Raw genomic sequence first — 20,292 nt, forward strand, 5'->3', positions numbered from 1 at the left:
TTTAAGCGGTTATATTGCCAGAATGCGGAATGAAGCAATTCGCACTTGCTTCCATCTCCAATAATAACTCTGTTCTGCAAATATCGGCTTCTACATAGACAGCTTGGCTGATACCCGCTTGCTCTAAAACGCTTCGTACGATTGTTAGATGTTCCGGTAAGCGGATATACACGCGCCAGGAAAGCTCATTCAAACTCAAGGAATATGGGGTGCCGGTAGAGTCCATTGGGATTTTTTTCATGATCCTATTGGCTTGAGTCAGTATAGTATTCAAATTTTGCAATGTTTCACAGGCTTGTGCTTGAATATTATGTGCATGACGCGACTCATGTCCAACGATGCTGGCAGTGCCGCTGATGAAAAGTGCAGCACCGGCTTGTTGAGGAAGAAGTGTGGCGCGCGAAAAAAGCGGAGGGACAATACCGTATTGTTCAGGATAAAAACTGGAGCTCATTTGCCGCGGATTCTCGATGAAATAGGGCTTGTGAACAGATGCCAAGAAAACGATCCGCAGAGTGCCGTCAAAAGATCCCAGAGCACAAGCTGCGGGATATCCATCCTGGACTAGCTGGGGATAAGCGTCAAAGGCCATTTTTCTGCCGATATTAAATAAACGATAGCGCTCAGTGGTACCTTCAACTTCATTGATATGAGGCACATAATTCCAGATGCGTAAAAGATTTGGTATTCGCAGTGCCTGGCATAATTCCAGTATGGCGAGGTAGGCATGCCGACTTGCTTCTTCCAAATGTTTCAGGCCTGAATATTGTTCAGTTTCGAGATATCCGAAAACAAATTGCCGAGTCTGGCTATACCGGATCGTTCCATAAGGAAAGGAATATTGCTGTGTTACAGGAAGCGTATCGATCAGGAACACTTCATCCAATCCCGTTCTTTTTTCCAGCAATGATAGAGGCAAAGGCAATACGGTGCCTCCCTCAGTGGCTGGTTCATGGGTATGGCGAATGCCTCCCAGCACGTGCTGACCGGACTTCAGTTGCTGTGCTGATGGCGAGATCGTCAACGTCTCCATGGCGCACGATACTTTTTTACAGATTCGGGAAATTGGATTGTTTTAATGTCTATGAACTGAGAAGAGAGTTTTATGATGCGTCACGTCGTGAAACTAATTTCAAATCATCGATTGCCCGGGTATCTTACTGCACGGTGTTTTCCACGTCACGAATATTATGGGCACGCCGCTTCATTGCTATCCATGTGCGTTTGAAATTCATTGCAGATGACAAATAATAGATGAATTTGAAAGCATACAAAGACGGCCAGATTTTCGGGTTATCGAAAATATCGCCTGCCAGGACACTGAGGATACTGGCTTTAGTTTTCAGAATATTTCGCGGATGCATAAACAATTCTCGTATCATCGGATTGGTTACGCGATGTATAAACCAGGAAAATTCTTTCGGGCCATGCGTAATAATATGCTGAAACTCTTTCAGTTTACCAGCAGCTTCCGCGGATTGGTTCAAAACGGCCTCAGCGACTTCCGCGCCTTTGAAAGCGCTGTTCATTGCCAGCATAACACCGGACGAAAAAACCGGATCGACGAAGGCATAGGCATCTCCGATCATGATGAAGCGCTTGCCGTGGGATACCGTACTTGAGTACGAGTAATTGCCAGTCGCATAGGTTTCGGATACCAGTGTCGCATGCTTCATGCGTTCAGCCAATTGCGGACTTAAGCGGATGGTATCCCACAAAAAATCATCCAGAGGTTTTTTTCGGGAATTGAGGTAATACGGCCAGCAGACCGCACCCACACTGGTCGTTCCATCAGCCAGGGGAATGAACCAGAACCAGCCATGCTCAAACCAGAAAATGGAGATATATCCCTCTTTATCCCCGGGCAATCGGGTAGCCTGATGGAAATGCCCGAAAATTGCGGAACTACGATGTTTCTTGTTTTTTTGTTTGGTGTTGTATTTGTTGGCCAGAAAAGTATCGCGCCCGGAAGCATCTACGATGAATCTGGCTTCAAAGGAAATTGCTTGACCGGTTTCCATTTCTGCATGGATATGAACCGGGGCAGTGGCAGTAGTATTATCGTCAATTTGAATATCTCGAACACGACATTTTTCTAGCGTATGCACCCCTTTGTTTGCCGCATTACGAAATAATATTTCATCGAATTCTGATCGCCTGACCTGGTAAGCCCACGATAAATCCTTATTCCAACTCTCTGAAAACTCTATTAGAGAGACATCTTCATGATCAGGTGAGTTAAATTCGATGCCAAGTTTTAGTAGGCCGATTTTTTTTATTTCCTCGGCAACGCCCAATCGTTCCAACAGAGGCATATTAGCGGGCAGCAGCGATTCGCCGATATGAAATCTTGGGTGTTGCTCTTTTTCCAGCATAATGACTTGGAAGCCTTTCTCAGCCAATAACGTGGCGCAGGTTGAGCCGGCAGGGCCGCCACCGATGACGAGTACATCGCATTGCATGGGTGCGGCTCCAGCTCCAGGTGTCGGCGTCGTCACGGCGTCAGTGCTGTCCATTTTTTGCTTAATCCTTATGTAATATCACAGAAGAGAAGTGGTTTTTATCCATTCGAAATATACTGAATGTTAAATATTTAATCAAACTGCCATTGAACGGCTCATAGGCGATGAAAGAGCGGCTGTCGACTCTGAACAACGGGGCACGTACTGCAATGTTAAGCCAAATTTCATTCCACCTTTTTCATTACATTAACCTTAGACGAAGAAGTGTTTTTTTCTATACGAACCTGGAAAAGGTGTTAAGCTGAACTTCGAATGAAGGCAAAAGAAATTGGAAATGGCAAATTTGTTAATAAACGGTTACGGATTTATAAAAGATGTGGCTACATAACATCTCCGACTAAGGTATCCATCTCAATCAAGAGGAGATGGATTATGAGCAGGATTAAGACATTTGCGGTGCTTGCAATGGTATCAGCTGCGGTCGGTTGTTTTCATTGCCTGAATTAGCATTGGCGAACGGCAATTGTAAGAACATGAATGGTAATTTAAGTGTTGTTAATAACTTAGATGGCACGACGAGCGGAACAATTACTCAAGGGGGAAAACTCAACGGAACCACAAAAGCCATTTTCAACAGTGCTCCAATCCCTAGCGGTAGGGGTATATCGGTGGGCACAGTCACTCATAACTTAGATATTTCAATTTGTATAATCAAATAGTTATAAGCAATTATTGATCGGTGTGGATTTAACTCAGGTGGTGACCTGATCCTACAATTGATGTTGATTTAAATTTTTATCAAATAAAAAATATTCATTTTTCGTATGGAGTAATACATCATGAGCATACAAAACTCAACGAAATCATTAATAGCTACATGCAGTTGGAAAAACATATTTGTTATTTCGACGCTACTGATAAGTATGTTTCCTATAACAGTTAAAGCTAGTTCATTAGAAAAATCTAATTCACAGGTTAATTACAAAGAATGCATAGATGTATCCCATCGTCCACTCTCGCATTTCCTGGATAATCAAGGAACTCTAAATAACCCACCGTTATTCTTTCCTGGTGTGAAAGATTATGTAGGCTGGACCGATAATAATCCTCAGACTACCTTCGCTCTTGTTGACTATGCGGGTTTAGCAAATAAATATATCAAAAATCAGACCGGACATTCTATGGGTACCAAGGTCAGTGGTTTCATCATCGAATGTGCACTTTCGGATGGTAGAGCTCAGGTCACGGTTAACATTATCGCCACAAAAGCATTAGGTTTTGCACAGTCTATCGATGAGTTGGTAAAGAACAATTTTGATTTTCTGAACACACCTACCATTTTTGGTGCCAAGGCTCAGGAGGTAATAGCAGGAAAAAAACCCTCTGTTGGGCCAGTTCTTTTCTCAATTTCTTTTTCAATTCCCACGCCGGGTGCTAGTTTGCCCGACTTGATAGATGTAATAAATCTTGATTCAAATAATAAATACGCACCAGTCAAACTGAACTTTAAATCAACTACCTTTGGAAAGTGCGCCAATGGAATGAAAGCTCGTTTAGAAGTACATCAAATAGCCTCCACTAATGATCTGAATGCGTTAATTTTTACAAAAGAAAAAGTGGAAATTACTGATAGCAAAGGGGGCAAATGTTCTGAGTAAAAAAGCTTAATATTCGGTTACTTTTTGATTCTTTAAGTTTGAGGCCTTTGCGAAATCACGACAACTCTATTTCACTGTAATACATATTAATAAATAATTGTGCCATCTGAGCTATCGTTTCAAGGATTGTAACCGTGCAAAGGTCTCCAAACGTATTCCGCCAATAATGCAATCAACTAAAACACAATAAGACTTGGTGTCATTCATGACGTGTATTGACTTGAGGTTGAGTGAGTATCAGCAAAAAAATAACCGCACTAGCCTTCTTAATCACAACTAGTACCGAATCAGTTTTTGACTATATGTCATGGGCAATACTTCGACGAAATTGATCTTTTGTGGGATCTTATATGAGGAAAGACGATTTCGGCAAAAGTTGATTAATTCTTCTGCATCGCATTGTTTTTTGCCATCAGCCAAGACAATTTCCGCCTGAACGCGCTCGCCTAGGAAACCGTGCATAAAGCCGCTTATCCGGCACAGTTTTACCGCAGGATGCTGGCTCAGAACGGCCTCCACTTCTTCTGGAAACACTTTATTGCCCGCGACATTGATCATGCTTTTCATTCTCCCTGCGATGCGTATCAATCCATCGGTGTCCATTGAAGCAAGGTCGCCGGTATGAAACCAACCGTTTTTCAGAATTTCTTCTCGGGCGCGGGGAGGATCAAGATAACCGTCTAACATGCCAGGGCCGCGTATGATCAGATGTCCCACCTGTCCAGCAGGAAGGGTATTTCCCTGATCGTCGATGATGTGTGCTTGGTAATCCGGCAGCGCATAGCCTATCGCGTCAGGATAGTCTTTATTTTTTTTAAGATTGACGATGGGAAGTCCAATTTCGATAATGCCATACGCTTGGCTGACGGGGAGCTCAAATCGGTTTGTAAATGCCTGGCATTGCGCCTTGGCAATAGAGACGGATGTGGAGATGACCTGTTTCAAAGAGGGCATTTTCCGGCCACTGTGATCATTGACCAACAGCCGTATGTGCAGGGGTGAACAATACAACAGAGTCGCGTGGTGGCGGTTGGTCGTTTCAATCACGGTGTCTGCGGTGAAATCTTTACAGATGACAATGCTGCTTCCATAACGGAGATAAAGAATGATCGTCACTACGAAATGGTAGGCCATCGACAGTACCCAGGTGATGGTGTCTGCCGGGCCGAGCTGGAGTGCCTTGTTGGCTGACTCTGTGCGTTCTGCGATGCTTTCATGAGAGAGAACGACCCCTTTGGAAATACTCGTGGTGCCGGACGTGAAGCGAACGAAGGCAGGATTCCTGACATGTGGGGCAAAGGGAATGCTCTTATCAGCATTCTTGAGAAAAAATAAATGCCATTCCTGGTGCGCCAGTTTGATCAAATCCGCTGTGTCATCAAAATATGCTCTGCCGGTTTGATCCTCCAAGATAGCGTGTAAGCCCGTGGTTTCGATTATTTCATTGATTTCATCTGTTGTTATCTGATTGGAAATTGGAATGACCACAGCGCCGCATTCCATCACGGCAAAACATTGCGCAATGAAATAACGGCTATTTTTCCCGATGACGGCTACCCCAAGATGAGGGGTAATACCCAATGCGAGTAGGCTTGTTGCAATGTGTCTTACCAAGGCTTCCAATTCGGCATAGGTCATCATGCCCCATTCATCGATGACAGCGGGATTGTTCGGCCAACGGCGCGCGGATTGATAGAGGAAATCCGGTACTTTCATCATCGCTTTTATTCGAAGAAGGTCGATCGTTGAATCGTGGTTATGGCTGCTTCATAGCTTTCATCACGGACAACAGCCGCTGCGAGGTGACCCGCAGCATATCCCGTCGCTAAACAAGTCCCGATGACTCTGGTGCTGGCCAGCGCATCTTCAGAAGCCGAAATGTTTCTGCCCGCAAACAATAAATTTGTTACAGACGCTGATTGTAAGGCTCCAGCCGGTATGTCGTAGTGATCGTTTGAAGCGAAATACTCCAAGTGAAGCTTTTTTCCGGGAGCCCAAAGTTCAATGGGCCACGTGCCCCGAGCCACGGCATCGCCTACTTTGCGGCAGTCCATGACGTCTTCTTTTTGCAGGACGGTTTTTCCGGCATTCCGTGGCCCCGTGCGGATGCCTGTTTCGGGGGCTATCATCGACAGCACGGCATTCTTGAATAAATGGTTGTGTATTTGCAGATAATGCGCAATTTCAGTTACCGCTTTTCTCGCAAATAATTGCAATCGAGTCATCTCGGATGGGTCGTTTCTCACTTCAAACGGGAGTCCCAACTTGAAAACGGCCCGGCTCCTTTTCAGGCTGCCAGGCACGACCGACAGCATGTCGTAATGTTTTTGGTACGTTCCATCGTCGATACCTTTGCAGATGCTGCGTAAAAGACTCAGATGAAGTATTTGCTCATCATCGGTCGCAATGCCCGTCATGATAAAGATTTGGGCGGCAGCTTGATAGGTTTTGTTTTCGACAGTGTCCATACCGGCAAAACGCGCAACGGTCGATTCGCCGCTCGTGTCTATCACGACTTTGGGATGAAAAGTAATGGAGCGATTATGAATCACTGCACTGACTTTATGAATGCGATGACCATCCTTTTCGACGTGCATTAGATGGGCATCAAGGTAAAGCGTGACTTTATTTTGTTGCACAACATCATCACATAATTGAATAAACGCGAGGTGATCGTAAGGCAGAAAGCGAAGACCATGCTTATAAAAAAAGGGCGATGAATCGCTCAAGCGCTGGAGTTTTTCTGCAAAAACGCGAGGAAAGCCATTGGCTGCATATCTGACGACAGGATCGTCGTTACGATAATAGAGTCCACAGACCGTACCCACATAAGCGGCGGTTGCTTTACCGCCGAGAAAGGTATTTTTTTCCAATAATACAACGTCTGCTCCTGTTTCCGCTGCTCCTGCCGCTGCGGCTATGCCTGCTGAGCCGCCACCAATGATGAGGACATCGGGGTGAGCCATTATGTTATTGGTAAGAAAATTGTTCACCCACAAAGATTTTTCCGCAACGATGATTCAAAATAGGCTATGTCTTCCTCGTTTGCAGTGGCTTCGGTGTAGGCGATCATGCCTTGTAGCTTGTGTTGAAAATCCATGAAGATAATGGTGAAGCCTGGGTGACTGCTATTGGGAGGATAGTGGGCGGCATTGCTGACGGGTAAGCCGCAGAAGTCATTGAAATCTTCCAATGTCTTGCCGGTATCGGAAAAGAAGAAACTGGCTAGCGCCCCTTTAGTAGGTGATTTAACGATTTTGTCATATAACCATAAAGGAAGTCTCAGCAATAAGTCCATCATGATGCTAAAACTGGCGGGAATGCCTTCGCGCATCTGGTCGATCATTTGTTGCTGGATAACGTCAACGGTTTTTTGCATGGTTTCCAAATGTTGAGGGAAAAGACGGTAAAACAGATAAGAAAGCTGATTACCGACGACTGGACCGAAGCCACCTTTCTTTCTGTTGTTTTGGGGAATGGGTACCCAGATTGCGGTGTTGATTATCCCTTTGCGTTTGAGCAAATCATTGAAGCTGTGCATGCAAGCCGCCAGTAAAAAAGGGCTTCTTCCGAACCGTGCGCCAGCATGTTTGCAGTTGGCGATGATCTGTTCAGTTTCCGTTTTTGAAAACTGCAGCGCGTGATAAGAATTGATCTGCCTGCTGTCGCGTTTTCCCAAGCAAGAAATGAGGATCGGTTTATTTTCAAAAAAAATGAAATCCCTCGTTTTTTGTGACTGTTTCAACTGTTCGATAAACGAGCGCTGCGTATCTTTTGAGGCAAAAAGCTGGATCGGTTGGTCATTCAACGCATTGCCCATATGGCGCACCAAAATTTCCGCACCGTACGCATCCAGTAATATGTGACTCCAACTGAATAACAGAATAGTGCGATCCTGTTCAAAATTGATCAAGTCCAATCGGCAGGGTGGATCGTGATAGGGATTGATGTCCCTCTGGAATAATTGGGTAAGGATGTTTTCATCCTTTTGAGATGCTTCAAACCTATTAATCGGAATCGGATCGGCGGATTGAACCCGTATCCATTGAGGCAATCGGAACGGCAATAGCTTTTTTAAACGCAGCGAATGTAACCAGTAGAACATTGGATCGTCGTTGATGATTCGTTCCAACTGGCGGACATCTAATCGCCCTTTCACTTCCACCGCAAAACGACCGATATTGCCCTGTAACCCATGCCGACGGTGGTGGTTGTCGAGCAGCAACTGAAAATAATCCGAGCCACTAAGTAACAGCCTGGCAGGCCATTCTTGCTTGTCTGGATTCATAACAGGTGTTGGTGAATATAGTTGGCCAACGTTTCGGAAGAACAGATATTTTCTTGGGTAAGCGCTTCGTCGGATAGTTGTAGTTGATACTGCCGCTCTACAAAAAGAATAATCTCGATCAATGAAAATGAATCAAGACCCAATCGGGCCAGCGGCGTTGCAGGCGTTACTTCCACACTTCCGATCACGAGATGGTTGCGAATAAAGAAGCAGATATTTTCAGCGATAGCGGAAGGTGAAATGTGTGCTGTCATGAGATTGATATCTTTTTCCTAAACTAAAGAAATCTCTTGTGCGACAGAGTCATTTGTTTTCATGGAGAACAAATTGATATTCATTTTTCTTTGATCGATTCAGCGGTGTATAAGGAAGAGGAAACTCTGAAAAACTGCTGCGCTGCATTCAATGGGGTCGCAGGTTGCATCAGGCACCGCCATTCATGCTGTTTGACATGTGTTGCCTGATCGTCGCTCGCCAATTTTTCAGAGTTTAAATGCTTATTTTTGATAGACGATAAGATTTTTGGTGACCGGATCGGTAACGATATCCTTGACCTGACCGTTTTCATTCCATAGCAACTGATATTCGCTGAAGCTGTCAGTCCACATCCGCCACAGTGGCGCATCCATCGTAGGATTTTCGTCCGTCAAAGGGTAACCCACGGACATGATCACCTGTTCCTTGGTCATGCCATTCATCACTTTGCCCTGTTTGATAGCATTCTGAATTTCCTTGGGAAAAGTCGCCAGTTTGATATTGGGATCTTCGGGAACAATAATTCGTCTTACATATTGCTCAAGCGACAGGGATTTCCGAGTGTAATCTTGGCCAAGGCGCATAGGCTTGCCGCCCAAATCCACATGAGCACGGTTCCGTCCATACTCAGTTACTGCCGCCGGAGTCCCTAAAGGAATCATGTTCCACTTGATATAAGTGAGCTCGCTTATCCAGTCTCCGCCCCCTTCATGGCGTAAGTTACAACAGGTATAACCGGAAATAAGTGGGATATTTTCATTGGTATTGCCGGGTACTCCGGTTGAGTTACATCCTGCTATCATCATGCTGCTGAGCATTAATATCATGATAAAGCCAAGATTCCTGGTTTTCATTCATACTCCCCTTTGTTTTCATTGAATAATCTATATCCGACAAGAATTTATTCAAATACAGATGCTTAGTTCGCGTGATTTATTTTTGCAGCAATAGGGTACTAGCAATAAGGTACTTGAAAATATATTCAGTAAGACCATGTCATAGATTTTTTTGATCATAGCACAGAAAATCATGGCGCTTGTTTCTTAAGGAAACTTTGAAGAACCGCTGTGCACAGTGATCAAATAGTAAGAAAATTCGAATCAAGCGAACAATATTCCCCTAACGAATCATTAATTCCCGCGGATCTTCGCCTTTCATTCCGTATTCAGTGATAAAGCGCAGCAGGCCGACACTGTATGGCGATGTTGAAGCTGCGCCGCTGAAAATTCGGCCCATATGTTTGTCGATATGCGGATAAAGCAGTTTAACCAAAAAATTATTTTGCATGCTTTGCCCAACCTTGAAACACGTAAACAATCGTCCATCGTAGTAGTAGCTGACGATCTCCTGCCAGATTCTTAAATGATGTTTTTCTTCATTTTCATAACGCTGGAATGCTGCTTCAGAGCCATCGCAGATCGTCTTTGCGAGTTTGAAAGCGCCTTGCATCCCGAGGAAGAGTCCGCTCGAAAACACGGGATCAATGAATCCTGCGGTATCACCGACGAGTACCCAGCCATCGCCGAACATTCGTTCGGAAATCAACTGATAGTTCGTGTATTCCATGACCGGAGTAATTCTTTGTGCGTCAGCAGCGACGGTTTTCAGCACCGAGTCCTGCTTCAGCAAATTGTCATAGCGCTCCTCTTTAGTTTCACCGAACTTTGGCAAATGCGCCGAATTGATCACCATACCTAACGAAACGCGGCCTGGCAGCGGAATTCGCCAGCTCCAGCCATGATCCAGCCGGGTTGTGTGCACATGACCATCGTAATCCAAATAGGTTTGATCGACATGCGCGAATAAGGCGGTATCTTTACGTGCGCCTTCCTTGCTTGCGATATTAAGCAGCTTTGGCAACAAGCGCACCCGGCCTGTTGCATCGACAATCATATCAGGATGCTGTGTAAAGAAACCGTTGGTTCCTGCTAGTGTCTCCGGGGTCAATGTTACTTTTTCGGTATTGGGAATGCGCTCGAGGTTGGCAGGTGATTCAAAAACCATTGCGCCATTCTCTTTTGCTGCGTTTAATAGGGTAATGTCGAATTTATCGCGCGGCACATTGTATGCATAGGTTGCCGTGGTACCCGTGAGATTCTTGAAAAAGAAAGAAAAATTGATTTCCTTGCTCAAATTAAAGGTTGCCCCGGGCTTGAACATACTAAAGTCGCGGATAGCGTCTTCGACACCAAGATTTTGCAACATTGGAATGACTGCGGGTACCAATGATTCCCCTACTATCAGCGGCGCAGTTTTGGGTTTATGCCAGATAGCCACCCTCAAACCAGCCCGGCACAATAAAATCGCCAGTGCGCAAGCAGCGGGTCCGCCACCCAGTATGGCTACCGTATTAATTTTCTGATGGGAGTGATTACCGGAATTCATGCATTAGCTAAAAGGAGTGAGCGCCGGTCAGTCGAGACCGAAGCGATGTGAAACCGCAGCTTATCCGTGATAAATGAATCTTTTGAATCTGATTGCAAAGCAACACGTTCGAGCACGGTAGGTTTTCAGAGTTTTTTAACACATATAGAAAAATCAAAGGCAATGTAACATATCCAAAACCATGACACGAGCAATTATTTTTTGAATCCGCCAGTTAAAGATATTCTTATCACTGAATGTTTACTCTACATTCATCAGATTATTAGCCCGGTGACTGAAGTGTGAAGGATCCTCCGGATCCTGATTTATCGAAGGATGATAGGGTGCAAACCCAGTAGTTCCGGAATTTCTCGATCTATCGCATAGTAAATGGTAGTTTGTCCGATGATTATCCATCCGGTGCAATTTTCGTGATAGTGCAATGTTCTCAATTTGATGGATCAAATGCATGCCAGAAGCAATATTAGCGTAAAATGCCGTCCACGCCCTGGTAGCTCAGTGGATAGAGCAACCCCCTCCTAAGGGGTAGGTCGCACGTTCGATTCGTGTTCAGGGTGCCAGCAATAAGTAAGAATAATTGTCTGTTGGCATAGCATTGATCGGGGTTACTCTGGGGGTTACAAACATTTGCAACAAAAAACCCGCCAAGGGGCGGGTCTTAGTTGGTCAATGAAGTTAGTATTAATCTACTTTATTTTTAATCTCTGACGATTTGTCCTTGATTACCTCTTTTGCTTCTTCGGCTCTATTCTCGATTTTTCGTTTAGCGCATTCTGTGTCTGTTCCTGTACAGGCTGCCTCATCGACTCGGTGCATTGATTCATGGGCGTCTCGTTTAATATCATTTTTAATAGCTTCAGTTTTTTCAGCTACAGTTTCGGCAGCATGAACATTGGAAAAAACAAAGCTTGCTGTAATCAATCCAATCAATAATAAGTATTTCATTTTCCTTCCTTTTTTCTTTAGGTTATTGTTCATTCTCGAGGAATGCGACTCAAAGATACCGAATTAACTGAAGCTCATCTGTACGGTAAACCACAAAATCTATTTATCGTTGGTTGGCCTCAAGGAACTTCCAGCAGGAATGAAATAACTTTGCTTGATTTTGTAGAGATAGTTTTTTTGTTATGCTGAAAATTAATAATTAAGAAGATGTGGACTAGTAAAGCAGTTTTACCAAAATGAATTTCCTTAACTTGCTAATTTACGCATTCGATATTCGTGAAGGTTGATAACCGAAGCGATATTTGTAGAGATTTCCGAACTCTTAATAATTGATATTCCATCAAATTCTTGGTATTCCTGATTATGATTTGATTGGCTAAAAAGGTGGATCCGATAATCATTCTTTTCCCCCTTGATCTCATATGGCTTAGCATTCTCCCAAATGTAATTATAGATTTGTCTTGGTGATAAATCTAAATCCTTTATTTTTGAAATATCAAAAAAAGTGTTGCAGACAAGTAAATTCGTTTTACGATCAATAAAGGAAATCATAACTTGCATTTAAGAATGCTCCAGAAAACATAGTCCGTTAGTTTTATACGTCTAAATTACCATGCTCCTCATATCCGGAAATCGATTATAAGAGCCATTTAAGCCCTTCTATTCACTCGGATTATTTATTTAATTTTTAATATTTTCCTGCTTCACTTTTCAAATTACGTGCAAGTATCTGTAACACTTCCTAATTGGCTTACTTTGCTCTATCGGAGACGGTCTCACTCGGAACGTTGCGAGTGATCTTGTTTTGTCCTTGGATGTTTATATTTGGTCAACTTGTGATTCCCCGTGGTCTTGCCGCAGGGATCTAATTAGGTTTTAGAATGTAGGGATGCGAGATGTTGTAGAGAAAGCAAGCCACTGTGCATGGCAGATACATTATCACATTGTGTTTCCTGTGAAATACAGGCGAGGACTGCTAGATGAGGCGGTTGTAGAAATTATTATGCTGACAGCGAAAGAGATAGAAGAACGATACGACATTGAGTTTGAGCAGATAGGTTGTGGCAAAGATCACGTGCATATAGTTTGTACGGCTCATCCTAAAATTGCATCGGGTCATATTGTTAGGGTATTCAAAAGCATAACAGTGCGGGAATTATTTAAGAGGAAGCCGGATTTGAAATGAGATTTGTGGGGCGGTAAGTTTTGGACAGACGGCTATTATGTTGCAACTGTCGGGGAAAGGCAGATTGGGGTGTAGTCGAGCGATATGTAAAGAATCAAGGCAAACCAAAAGAGGAGTTGCGCCAACTTGAGCTTTTCTAATACCCCGTGGTCTTACCACGGGGTGGTTTATTGCCCTCCCTCTTCTAAAACTCAATCGCTTACGTTACGGTCGATTTTTTTATATCACATCATCCTTAAACGACAATAATAACGCTCATGTCCGGATCAATGGTCACCGTACCGATAATGCCTATACCGCCATTGACAGCGGTAAATTGATACACGCCGCCTCCCGCATTGACCCAGTTACCTGGTTGACCATTGGAGACATTATCCAGACTAACGGTATCTCCCGCATTGCCATGAATTTTCAGAGCACCGGCTTCATTCAAATGCAAAATATCGGTAATGTTGAAACTGATCGTGCTGTCGCCGCCGTTTTGTAATAAGTCGATGACTTCTATGCTACTTAGTTTGGTATCCGCCAGCAAACGCAGATCCAAATTCAACGGCGCATCAAAGCGCAGAGTATCGCTGCCACTGCCTCCATCAAGCGAAGCAAAATTCAGATCAGACACTGCCAGAATGTCATCCCCCGCACCTCCTCGCAGTACATCCGCGCCGCCATTACCCAGCAAAAGGTCATCGCCACGACCGCCCACCAGTTGGTTTGCACCCCCGTCACCCGTTAACGTATCGTTACCCGTGCTGCCGGCGGTTGCCGAACTGAGTTGCCCTCCAAACACAACAAAGCTGGCGCCGCTCGCACTGACATGCGGATCATCACCCGGTGCCCCAATGATCAGATCCGCAAAGCCATCGCCATTGACATCCCCGGCACTACTGACAGAGCGACCACTGTAATCCTGATAATTGATGCCGTTGATGGCAAAACCGCCAATTCCCCGCTCTACATTGGACAATTCTACTGCGGTGCCATCGCTCTTACCATACACCACAAAGCTAGCGCCACTATAGGAGCTATGCGGATCATCACCCCATGCGCCCACCAGCAAATCGTCCAGACCATCGGCATTGACATCCCCGGCATTGCTTACAGACCAGCCACTGACATCACTCGCACTGACCCCGTTAATGACAAAACCGCCACTGCCTAGTTTAATATTTGATAGCTCTACCGGAGTACCATCGCTCTTGCCAAACACCACATAGCTGGCGCCGCTCTTACTGCCATTGGGGTCATCACCAAATGCTCCCACAATCAAATCATCCCGCCCATCGCCATTGACATCCCCGGCATCACTGACAGACCATCCACTATAATCACTCGCATTAGCTCCGTTGATGACAAAACCGCCTATGCCATTCTCAACATTAGACAGCTCTACTACAGTGCCATCACTTTTACCAAACACGACAAAGCTCGTACCACTGGAACTGCCATGCGGATCATCACCAAATGCGCCCACGATCAGATCATCCAACCCATCGCCATTGACATCTCCGGCGCCGCTGACAGACCTGCCATTGTAATCACCTGCACTAACCCCGTTGATGACAAACCCGCCGATACCTGCCTTAATCGCAGGCAGTTCCACTAAGGCACCATCACGCTTGCCAAACACTACATAACTGGCATCATGAGCTGATCCTATAATCACATCATCCAGACCATCGCCATTGACATCTCCTGCATGACTCACAGATAAACCGGCCATAGCATTCAATTCATTACCGTTAATGACAAAGCCACCGATACCTGTCCAAACCGAAGACAATTCCACCGCCGTACCATCACGCTTGCCAAACACCACATAACTGGCGCCGTTGTTTTTATGTTCTGGTAGATTAGATACCTGAGTACGTGGTGCTCCCACAATCAAATCATCCAGGCCATCGCCATTGACGTCTCCTGCGCTGCTAACAGACACTCCAGTTTGAGCAAACTTACTATAGAAGTTGATGACAAATCCGCCGATACCGCTTTGAATCGTTGACAGCTCCATGGCAGCGCCATCGCTCTTGCCAAATACGACATAAGTGGGGCCGCCATAGCCATCAGTCCGATTCATAAGGTTTGTTCCTATAATCAGATCATCCAACCCGTCGCCATTGACGTCCCCAGCACCGCTGACAGACCAGCCACTTTGTCCAAATTGAGTCGTTCCGTTAATAACAAAACCACCATTGTTATCGCTTTGTTCGATCGTCGAAAGTTCTATTGCCGTACCAGCCTGGGTAGTAAAATTGAAGGTGACAGAGTTGCTGATACCGGTATAGGCATTACCAGCCATATCCTTGATGACACCGCTGGCCATCTGCACGCTATAGATAGTATTAGCATTAAGATCTAATGTGGGGTTGATGGTCACCGTATTGTTATTGAAGGTAACCTGACTATTATCTGTGATTGCGATTGTGCGGGTGTCGGTACTACTGCTTAAAACGATATTGCCCGTTCCGGCCTTCACATTTTCGCTAAAGGTCAGTATCACGTTAGTACCCAGTGCAACCACACTCGCATCGTCGGCCGGAGTACTGCTAACGAGAGTCGGGGCAATCATGTCAGAGGTAGTAAAATTCAACGTGGTAGCATCGCTGATGCCGGCATAGGCTACACCTTTGGTATTCATAATGACACCGCTAGTCATCTGTATGTTATAGGCGGCATTGGGATTCAGATTGTTGATCGGATTGATGGTCACCGTGTTGTTATAGAAGGTGACTTGAGTGCTGTCCGTTATTGCGATGGTGCGGGTGTCATTACCGCTGCTTATTACGATGTAACCCGTTCCTGCCTTCACATTTTCATTAAAGGTCAGTTTGATATTACTGCCCACCGCAACTGCAGTTGCATCATCGGCTGGACTGCTGCTGATCAAGCGCGGGGCAGCCGCAGCAAGCGTGGTAAAATTCAGCGTGGCGGCATCACTGATACCGGCGTAGGCCACACCCTTGGTATTCGTAACGACACCGTTAGCCATCTGTACGCTATAGGTAGCATTAGGGTTCAGATTATTGGTCGGGTTGATGGTCACCGTCTTGTTATTGAAGGTGACTTGAGTACTATCCGTCACAGCAATGGTACGAGTGTCAACGCCGTCACTGATAACAATATAACCCGTTCCTGCCTTCACATTTTCATTAAAGGTCAGTTTGATATTACTGCCCACCGCAACTGCGGTTGTATCATCGGCCGGACTGCTGCTGATCAAGCGCGGAGCAGCCACAGTAAGCGTGGTAAAATTCAGCGTAGTGGCATCACTGATGCCGGTATAAGCAATACCCTTGGTATTTGTAACGACACCGCTAGCCATCTGTAAACTATAGGTAGCATTAGGATTCAGATTGTTGGTCGGGTTGATGGTCACCGTATTGTTATAGAAGGTAACTTGAGTGCTATCCGTTATAGCGATGGTGCGGGTGTCATTATCGCTGCTTATTACGATGTAACCTGATCCTGCCCTCACATTTTCATTAAAGGTCAGTTTGATATTACTGCCAAGCCCCACGGCACTGGCATTGTCACTCGGTGTGCTATTTCGAAGAATGGGAGCAGAAATTGCCATTTGAGAATTTCCTTAAAATATTTTTTAATATAATTATTTTCTTTTAATATCGCTTAATTGCTATTAAGATTCAAAGAAATATATCAAAATAAATTTTCAGGGTATAGTGGTTTTATGTCCTATAAATTTCAGTATAAAAACCGGTAATTTTTATTAGTAAATATGGGACAAAGATCCCAAATTTTGTAGTGATCAGCTATCAAAACCATTAGTACAAAGTTTTTAATCTTCAAAGTTATTTGTAATAATTTCATAGTATTATCTTTTACACGCTAATAATCCCATAATTTTCCCCCGTATCTCAATCCTACATTTGGCCCCTCTCAGCCACCGATAACCTGCCTCTCACTTTTCCCAAGCTCATGCGCAATTTTAAAAACTGTCCACCCCAGTTCAATCAAAGCTCTCAGCTCGCGCTTTATCATTGCCTGGCGGCTTTGTGCCTCTATGAACACCTGTGATGTGTCAAATACCTTCGATGATGCATTGCGCTTTTACAGGACTTGATCAGGTCAAAGTCAAATATAAACCGCGATTATTAAGTGACAATGGCCCGAGTTATATTTCGAGTGAATTGGCGCATTATCTTGAAGATCGAAATATGATCCACACACGCGGCAAACCCTATCATCCACAAACTCAGGGCAAAATCGAGCGCTGGCATCGTTCTTTGAAAAACCAGATTTTGCTGGAAAACTACTACTTCCCTAATGAATTGGAAGATCGCATCCGATAGTTTGCCGATTACTACAGTTACCAACGCTACCATGAGGCATTGAATAATCTAACACCGGCTGATGTCTTTTTATGGTCGGGGCCAATTTATTCTGGATAAAAGAGAAAAATTAAACGGCGAACCTTGGCTTTGCGACACCAGATGTTTTATGCTAACAAATCAGTCAACCCAACCCCGATGAGCTAAACCATCTCTTAATTCAACCAACCTTTAGTCCAAATTGCTTTGACGACGTATACCATGATAGCGTCTGGATTTATCTCAATGAGAATTTCAATTTTTTAGATTTCGCCTGAGGTTGTTCCTCAAGAGATTTGGAATGATTCGAGTTCGATTGCCGTGCGGCGATTGGGAGCCATGGATTAGATGCAGCGCAAGTTTAGAGTCATTATCAAGCATACGGTAGATTTTTCCCATATTTGTTCTTCTGATCTTTTTGAGAATCTGGAAATACAATGAGCCAAGTCGAGATTCATAGGTCACATCGCTCAGGATGGTTACGAGCTGCCGTTCTGGGTGCCAATGATGGCATTGTTTCCACCGCGAGTCTTATCATAGGGGTTGCGGCAGCCCAGCCCGCTCATGCTGAAATTATTCTTGCGGGTGTTGCTGGGCTTGTCGCCGGCGCCATGTCTATGGCTGCTGGTGAATATGTATCGGTAAGCTCCCAATCGGACGCAGAAATGGCAGATCTTGATCTTGAAAGACAATCTCTGAATGATAACTATGCCGATGAGTTGAAGGAATTGGCACATATCTATGAAGCGAGAGGACTCGATTCGAATTTAGCGCATGCGGTAGCAAAACAATTGATGGCCCATGATGCCTTAGGAGCTCATGCAAAAGATGAGTTGGGTTTGGTTGATAGGGTTCGAGCACGTCCTATTCAAGCGGCATTATTTTCTGCGAGTACATTCACCATTGGTGCTGCCCTGCCCTTGTTCGTCGCATGGAATATACCCGGTTCGCTGCTCATACCATCCGTAGCAATATCTTCGCTTGTTTTCTTAGCCACTTTAGGCGCTTTGGCAGCCCGTGCAGGAGGAGCTGAAATGTCCAAGGGCGCAATCAGAGTTACATTTTGGGGGGCGCTTGCGATGAGTTTAACTGCAGCCGTAGGCGGATGGCTGGGTGTGGTTGTTTGATCATTATGTGTATTATCAAAAGGCCAGCCACCCATTGAAATAAATCAAATCATTGCCCGCACTATTACGGCCAAATCCATCATAGTTATGATGTGCTCCATTAAATTGGAAATTGTGAATATATTGCGCAGCAAGTCTCAGATTAGCAAGCGTCGCTAAGGTTGACGCAGATTTACCAAAAGGGGTATAGCTCACTTCCACGGTGAATGATTGACTGTTGGGTTTACCGGTTCGACTCCCAGTAATAGACTCTTCTGCACTGAATATGATTTGATCTTTGGTACCTGTAGTTTGGGTATAGAATAAATTTAAGCCGTACGTTTGCAAGAAAGTATACCCGGCTCTAATTTTCGCGATATCCAAACTACTAAATTTTTTCTCTGCTAGTCCTAGCGCCACACTGGCGTTCATATCCCGTTGTTCCCTGAGATAAGTGGCATTAAGCTCAAAAATATGCGCCATATCTCCTAAATATTGATAGGTAGTATCAAATCCATAATCATAATAACTATCCGTACCTGATCCCTGGAATCGCTGGGGATTGACGTTGGCCTGCAAGCCATACGCGCCAATTGATGCATATTGACCATTCCAGTTATGCTGTAATGCCACCCTCCAATAAGGAGCGCCGCCATTAATTCTATTTTGCTCAGAATCAAATGTTCCAATTCCTTTTTGAGCATTCTTGGGTAGCATGGTATATGCACCCGCTTCTATATATAAAAGATCCCTCCACATGACATAACCGGTTGCTCCTATAACCTGACTTCCCAGCGAATCAATTAATGGGCCGGCAGAAGGTGTAGGTGCGAGTTCAGAGGACGCCCAGGGAAATCCCCACGCTGGGGTCGTATTCCAGAGATCGGATACCGAAGGGGAATTATTGGTTGAAATGCCATATACCAAATGATTGTTACTCAACGTTGTATGATCTGCCATGCGAATGTCTGCATTATCTAATTCCCATTTGTCTTCAACCCCGCCATAAGTTCCTTGAACAAAAGCCCCTAGATGGGATGTAATCCGGCCCGCGTAGAAAACTGAGGCTTCATCGATGGTGTTATTGTTATTACGGCCGTATCGCTCTGCTGCTCCGCCCGGTTGATCATTCATGGTATGGGTGAAAGATCCCCGGAGCATACCGCTGATCGGTGGTATATATTTTAATTTGCTGTCGGTTTCTTTCCTCGCTGTATAACCGTTTAGTTTGAAATTTCGCCCAGTTGGCGTCAGATTGGGACCAAAAGATTGGACGTGACAAGAGCTGCACGCCATGCCCGTCTGACGGGCAAAACTTGGCATGGCTATACTGTCGAAGCTAAGCATTGAAATCGTGAACAGCAATAAAGCTGAGTACAAAACCTGTTTAGATAAAATCACAATTGACTCCTTGGAAGATATTCATCAATGAACTGGTAGTGAGTGCATTGGAGTTCTATTACGCATAACGCTCTTGACCAATTGATATATGCCAATTAGGCTCAACATTGGAATTATTTTGGATCATTGCTAGATGTCATTATCAAGAATAATAGTATGTTCTTGGTTATCTCAATCTTTTGTGAAGTGAAACAATTAATAATTAAACTTCCTGTGAAGAAAAGAGGTTTACCTCTAATTTCAAAAGTAAAGTTTTAATCTCTGCGGGTACAATCCCCCGC

At 44.6% G+C, this 20,292-nt stretch carries 15 protein-coding genes and 1 tRNA gene; 4 read left to right on the forward strand and 12 right to left on the reverse strand.

Annotated elements, in window-relative coordinates; all coding sequences use genetic code 11:
- Position 1: 1 nt before the first annotated feature.
- Together ABF87_RS00080 and ABF87_RS00085 are read right to left on the reverse strand one after the other, a co-directional pair.
- Positions 2 to 1,033 (reverse strand): hypothetical protein, encoded by a 1,032-nt coding sequence (locus ABF87_RS00080; protein ID WP_160827093.1) that lies wholly within the window; start codon positions 1,031 to 1,033, stop codon positions 2 to 4.
- Between the two features lie 124 nt (positions 1,034 to 1,157).
- A complete protein-coding gene (locus tag ABF87_RS00085) occupies positions 1,158 to 2,516 on the reverse strand; it encodes an NAD(P)/FAD-dependent oxidoreductase (protein WP_160827094.1) in 1,359 nt (452 codons plus the stop codon).
- 785 nt (positions 2,517 to 3,301) lie between these two features.
- Between ABF87_RS00085 and ABF87_RS00090 the strand changes: the two genes are divergently transcribed.
- Positions 3,302 to 4,120: a hypothetical protein gene (locus tag ABF87_RS00090; RefSeq protein WP_160827095.1), complete on the forward strand. Its 819-nt coding sequence runs from the start codon at positions 3,302 to 3,304 to the stop codon at positions 4,118 to 4,120.
- Between the two features lie 276 nt (positions 4,121 to 4,396).
- On the opposite strand, the gene ABF87_RS00095 is transcribed toward ABF87_RS00090, so the two are convergent.
- The 6 genes from ABF87_RS00095 to ABF87_RS00120 form a co-directional block, all read right to left on the reverse strand.
- Positions 4,397 to 5,839: a class I adenylate-forming enzyme family protein gene (locus ABF87_RS00095; RefSeq protein WP_160827096.1), complete on the reverse strand. Its 1,443-nt coding sequence runs from the start codon at positions 5,837 to 5,839 to the stop codon at positions 4,397 to 4,399.
- A gap of 5 nt (positions 5,840 to 5,844) precedes the next feature.
- Positions 5,845 to 7,086: an FAD-dependent oxidoreductase gene (locus tag ABF87_RS00100; RefSeq protein WP_160827097.1), complete on the reverse strand. Its 1,242-nt coding sequence runs from the start codon at positions 7,084 to 7,086 to the stop codon at positions 5,845 to 5,847.
- A 23-nt stretch (positions 7,087 to 7,109) separates the two neighbouring features.
- Positions 7,110 to 8,408, reverse strand: coding sequence for a hypothetical protein (locus ABF87_RS00105; protein ID WP_160827098.1), 1,299 nt, complete (start codon positions 8,406 to 8,408; stop codon positions 7,110 to 7,112).
- Complete coding sequence (locus ABF87_RS00110; RefSeq protein ID WP_160827099.1) at positions 8,405 to 8,662, reverse strand: acyl carrier protein; 258 nt, start codon at positions 8,660 to 8,662, stop codon at positions 8,405 to 8,407. The genes ABF87_RS00105 and ABF87_RS00110 overlap by 4 nt, the downstream gene beginning before the upstream one ends.
- Positions 8,663 to 8,905: 243 nt before the next feature.
- On the reverse strand, positions 8,906 to 9,517 hold the full coding sequence (locus ABF87_RS00115) for a hypothetical protein (RefSeq protein WP_160827100.1): 612 nt from the start codon (positions 9,515 to 9,517) through the stop codon (positions 8,906 to 8,908).
- Positions 9,518 to 9,782: 265 nt separating this feature from the next.
- Positions 9,783 to 11,048, reverse strand: a complete 1,266-nt coding sequence (locus ABF87_RS00120) for an NAD(P)/FAD-dependent oxidoreductase (protein ID WP_160827101.1) — start codon at positions 11,046 to 11,048, stop codon at positions 9,783 to 9,785.
- Between the two features lie 484 nt (positions 11,049 to 11,532).
- On the opposite strand from ABF87_RS00120, the gene ABF87_RS00125 reads away from it, so the two are divergent.
- Positions 11,533 to 11,608 (forward strand) — tRNA-Arg (locus ABF87_RS00125).
- 121 nt (positions 11,609 to 11,729) lie between these two features.
- On the opposite strand, the gene ABF87_RS00130 is transcribed toward ABF87_RS00125, so the two are convergent.
- From ABF87_RS00130 to ABF87_RS00145, 3 genes are all read right to left on the reverse strand, one after another.
- Positions 11,730 to 11,993: a hypothetical protein gene (locus ABF87_RS00130; RefSeq protein WP_160827102.1), complete on the reverse strand. Its 264-nt coding sequence runs from the start codon at positions 11,991 to 11,993 to the stop codon at positions 11,730 to 11,732.
- A gap of 246 nt (positions 11,994 to 12,239) precedes the next feature.
- Entirely contained in the window at positions 12,240 to 12,554 is a 315-nt protein-coding gene (locus ABF87_RS00135; protein ID WP_160827103.1) for a hypothetical protein, read from the reverse strand.
- Between the two features lie 860 nt (positions 12,555 to 13,414).
- The gene (locus ABF87_RS00145) at positions 13,415 to 16,750 is read right to left on the reverse strand and encodes an Ig-like domain-containing protein (RefSeq protein ID WP_160827105.1); all 3,336 of its coding nucleotides are present in this window, start codon (positions 16,748 to 16,750) and stop codon (positions 13,415 to 13,417) included.
- Between the two features lie 460 nt (positions 16,751 to 17,210).
- On the opposite strand from ABF87_RS00145, the gene ABF87_RS00150 reads away from it, so the two are divergent.
- Complete coding sequence (locus ABF87_RS00150) at positions 17,211 to 17,486, forward strand: DDE-type integrase/transposase/recombinase (RefSeq protein ID WP_160827106.1); 276 nt, start codon at positions 17,211 to 17,213, stop codon at positions 17,484 to 17,486.
- A gap of 455 nt (positions 17,487 to 17,941) precedes the next feature.
- Positions 17,942 to 18,631 carry a VIT family protein gene (locus ABF87_RS00155; protein WP_160827107.1) on the forward strand — a complete coding sequence of 230 codons (690 nt, stop codon included), beginning with the start codon at positions 17,942 to 17,944 and terminating at the stop codon, positions 18,629 to 18,631.
- A gap of 15 nt (positions 18,632 to 18,646) precedes the next feature.
- Here the strand turns inward: ABF87_RS00155 and ABF87_RS00160 are convergent, their stop codons facing one another.
- Positions 18,647 to 20,011, reverse strand: coding sequence for a cytochrome C (locus tag ABF87_RS00160; RefSeq protein WP_345789856.1), 1,365 nt, complete (start codon positions 20,009 to 20,011; stop codon positions 18,647 to 18,649).
- Positions 20,012 to 20,292 lie beyond the last annotated feature (281 nt).

The organism is Nitrosomonas sp. JL21, from assembly GCF_009833095.1.
Lineage (GTDB): Bacteria > Pseudomonadota > Gammaproteobacteria > Burkholderiales > Nitrosomonadaceae > Nitrosomonas.

What these genes read in the sequence shown, in the direction of transcription:
- ABF87_RS00110 (WP_160827099.1), bottom strand. Translation starts at nt 8,662, where the DNA reads ATGACAGCACACATTTCACCTTCCGCTATCGCTGAAAATATCTGCTTC.
- ABF87_RS00090 (WP_160827095.1), top strand. Translation starts at nt 3,302, where the DNA reads ATGAGCATACAAAACTCAACGAAATCATTAATAGCTACATGCAGTTGG.
- ABF87_RS00155 (WP_160827107.1), top strand. Translation starts at nt 17,942, where the DNA reads ATGAGCCAAGTCGAGATTCATAGGTCACATCGCTCAGGATGGTTACGA.
- ABF87_RS00100 (WP_160827097.1), bottom strand. Translation starts at nt 7,086, where the DNA reads ATGGCTCACCCCGATGTCCTCATCATTGGTGGCGGCTCAGCAGGCATA.
- ABF87_RS00120 (WP_160827101.1), bottom strand. Translation starts at nt 11,048, where the DNA reads ATGAATTCCGGTAATCACTCCCATCAGAAAATTAATACGGTAGCCATA.
- ABF87_RS00080 (WP_160827093.1), bottom strand. Translation starts at nt 1,033, where the DNA reads ATGGAGACGTTGACGATCTCGCCATCAGCACAGCAACTGAAGTCCGGT.
- ABF87_RS00105 (WP_160827098.1), bottom strand. Translation starts at nt 8,408, where the DNA reads ATGAATCCAGACAAGCAAGAATGGCCTGCCAGGCTGTTACTTAGTGGC.
- ABF87_RS00135 (WP_160827103.1), bottom strand. Translation starts at nt 12,554, where the DNA reads ATGCAAGTTATGATTTCCTTTATTGATCGTAAAACGAATTTACTTGTC.
- ABF87_RS00130 (WP_160827102.1), bottom strand. Translation starts at nt 11,993, where the DNA reads ATGAAATACTTATTATTGATTGGATTGATTACAGCAAGCTTTGTTTTT.
- ABF87_RS00145 (WP_160827105.1), bottom strand. Translation starts at nt 16,750, where the DNA reads ATGGCAATTTCTGCTCCCATTCTTCGAAATAGCACACCGAGTGACAAT.
- ABF87_RS00095 (WP_160827096.1), bottom strand. Translation starts at nt 5,839, where the DNA reads ATGATGAAAGTACCGGATTTCCTCTATCAATCCGCGCGCCGTTGGCCG.
- ABF87_RS00150 (WP_160827106.1), top strand. Translation starts at nt 17,211, where the DNA reads ATGTGTCAAATACCTTCGATGATGCATTGCGCTTTTACAGGACTTGAT.
- ABF87_RS00115 (WP_160827100.1), bottom strand. Translation starts at nt 9,517, where the DNA reads ATGAAAACCAGGAATCTTGGCTTTATCATGATATTAATGCTCAGCAGC.
- ABF87_RS00085 (WP_160827094.1), bottom strand. Translation starts at nt 2,516, where the DNA reads ATGGACAGCACTGACGCCGTGACGACGCCGACACCTGGAGCTGGAGCC.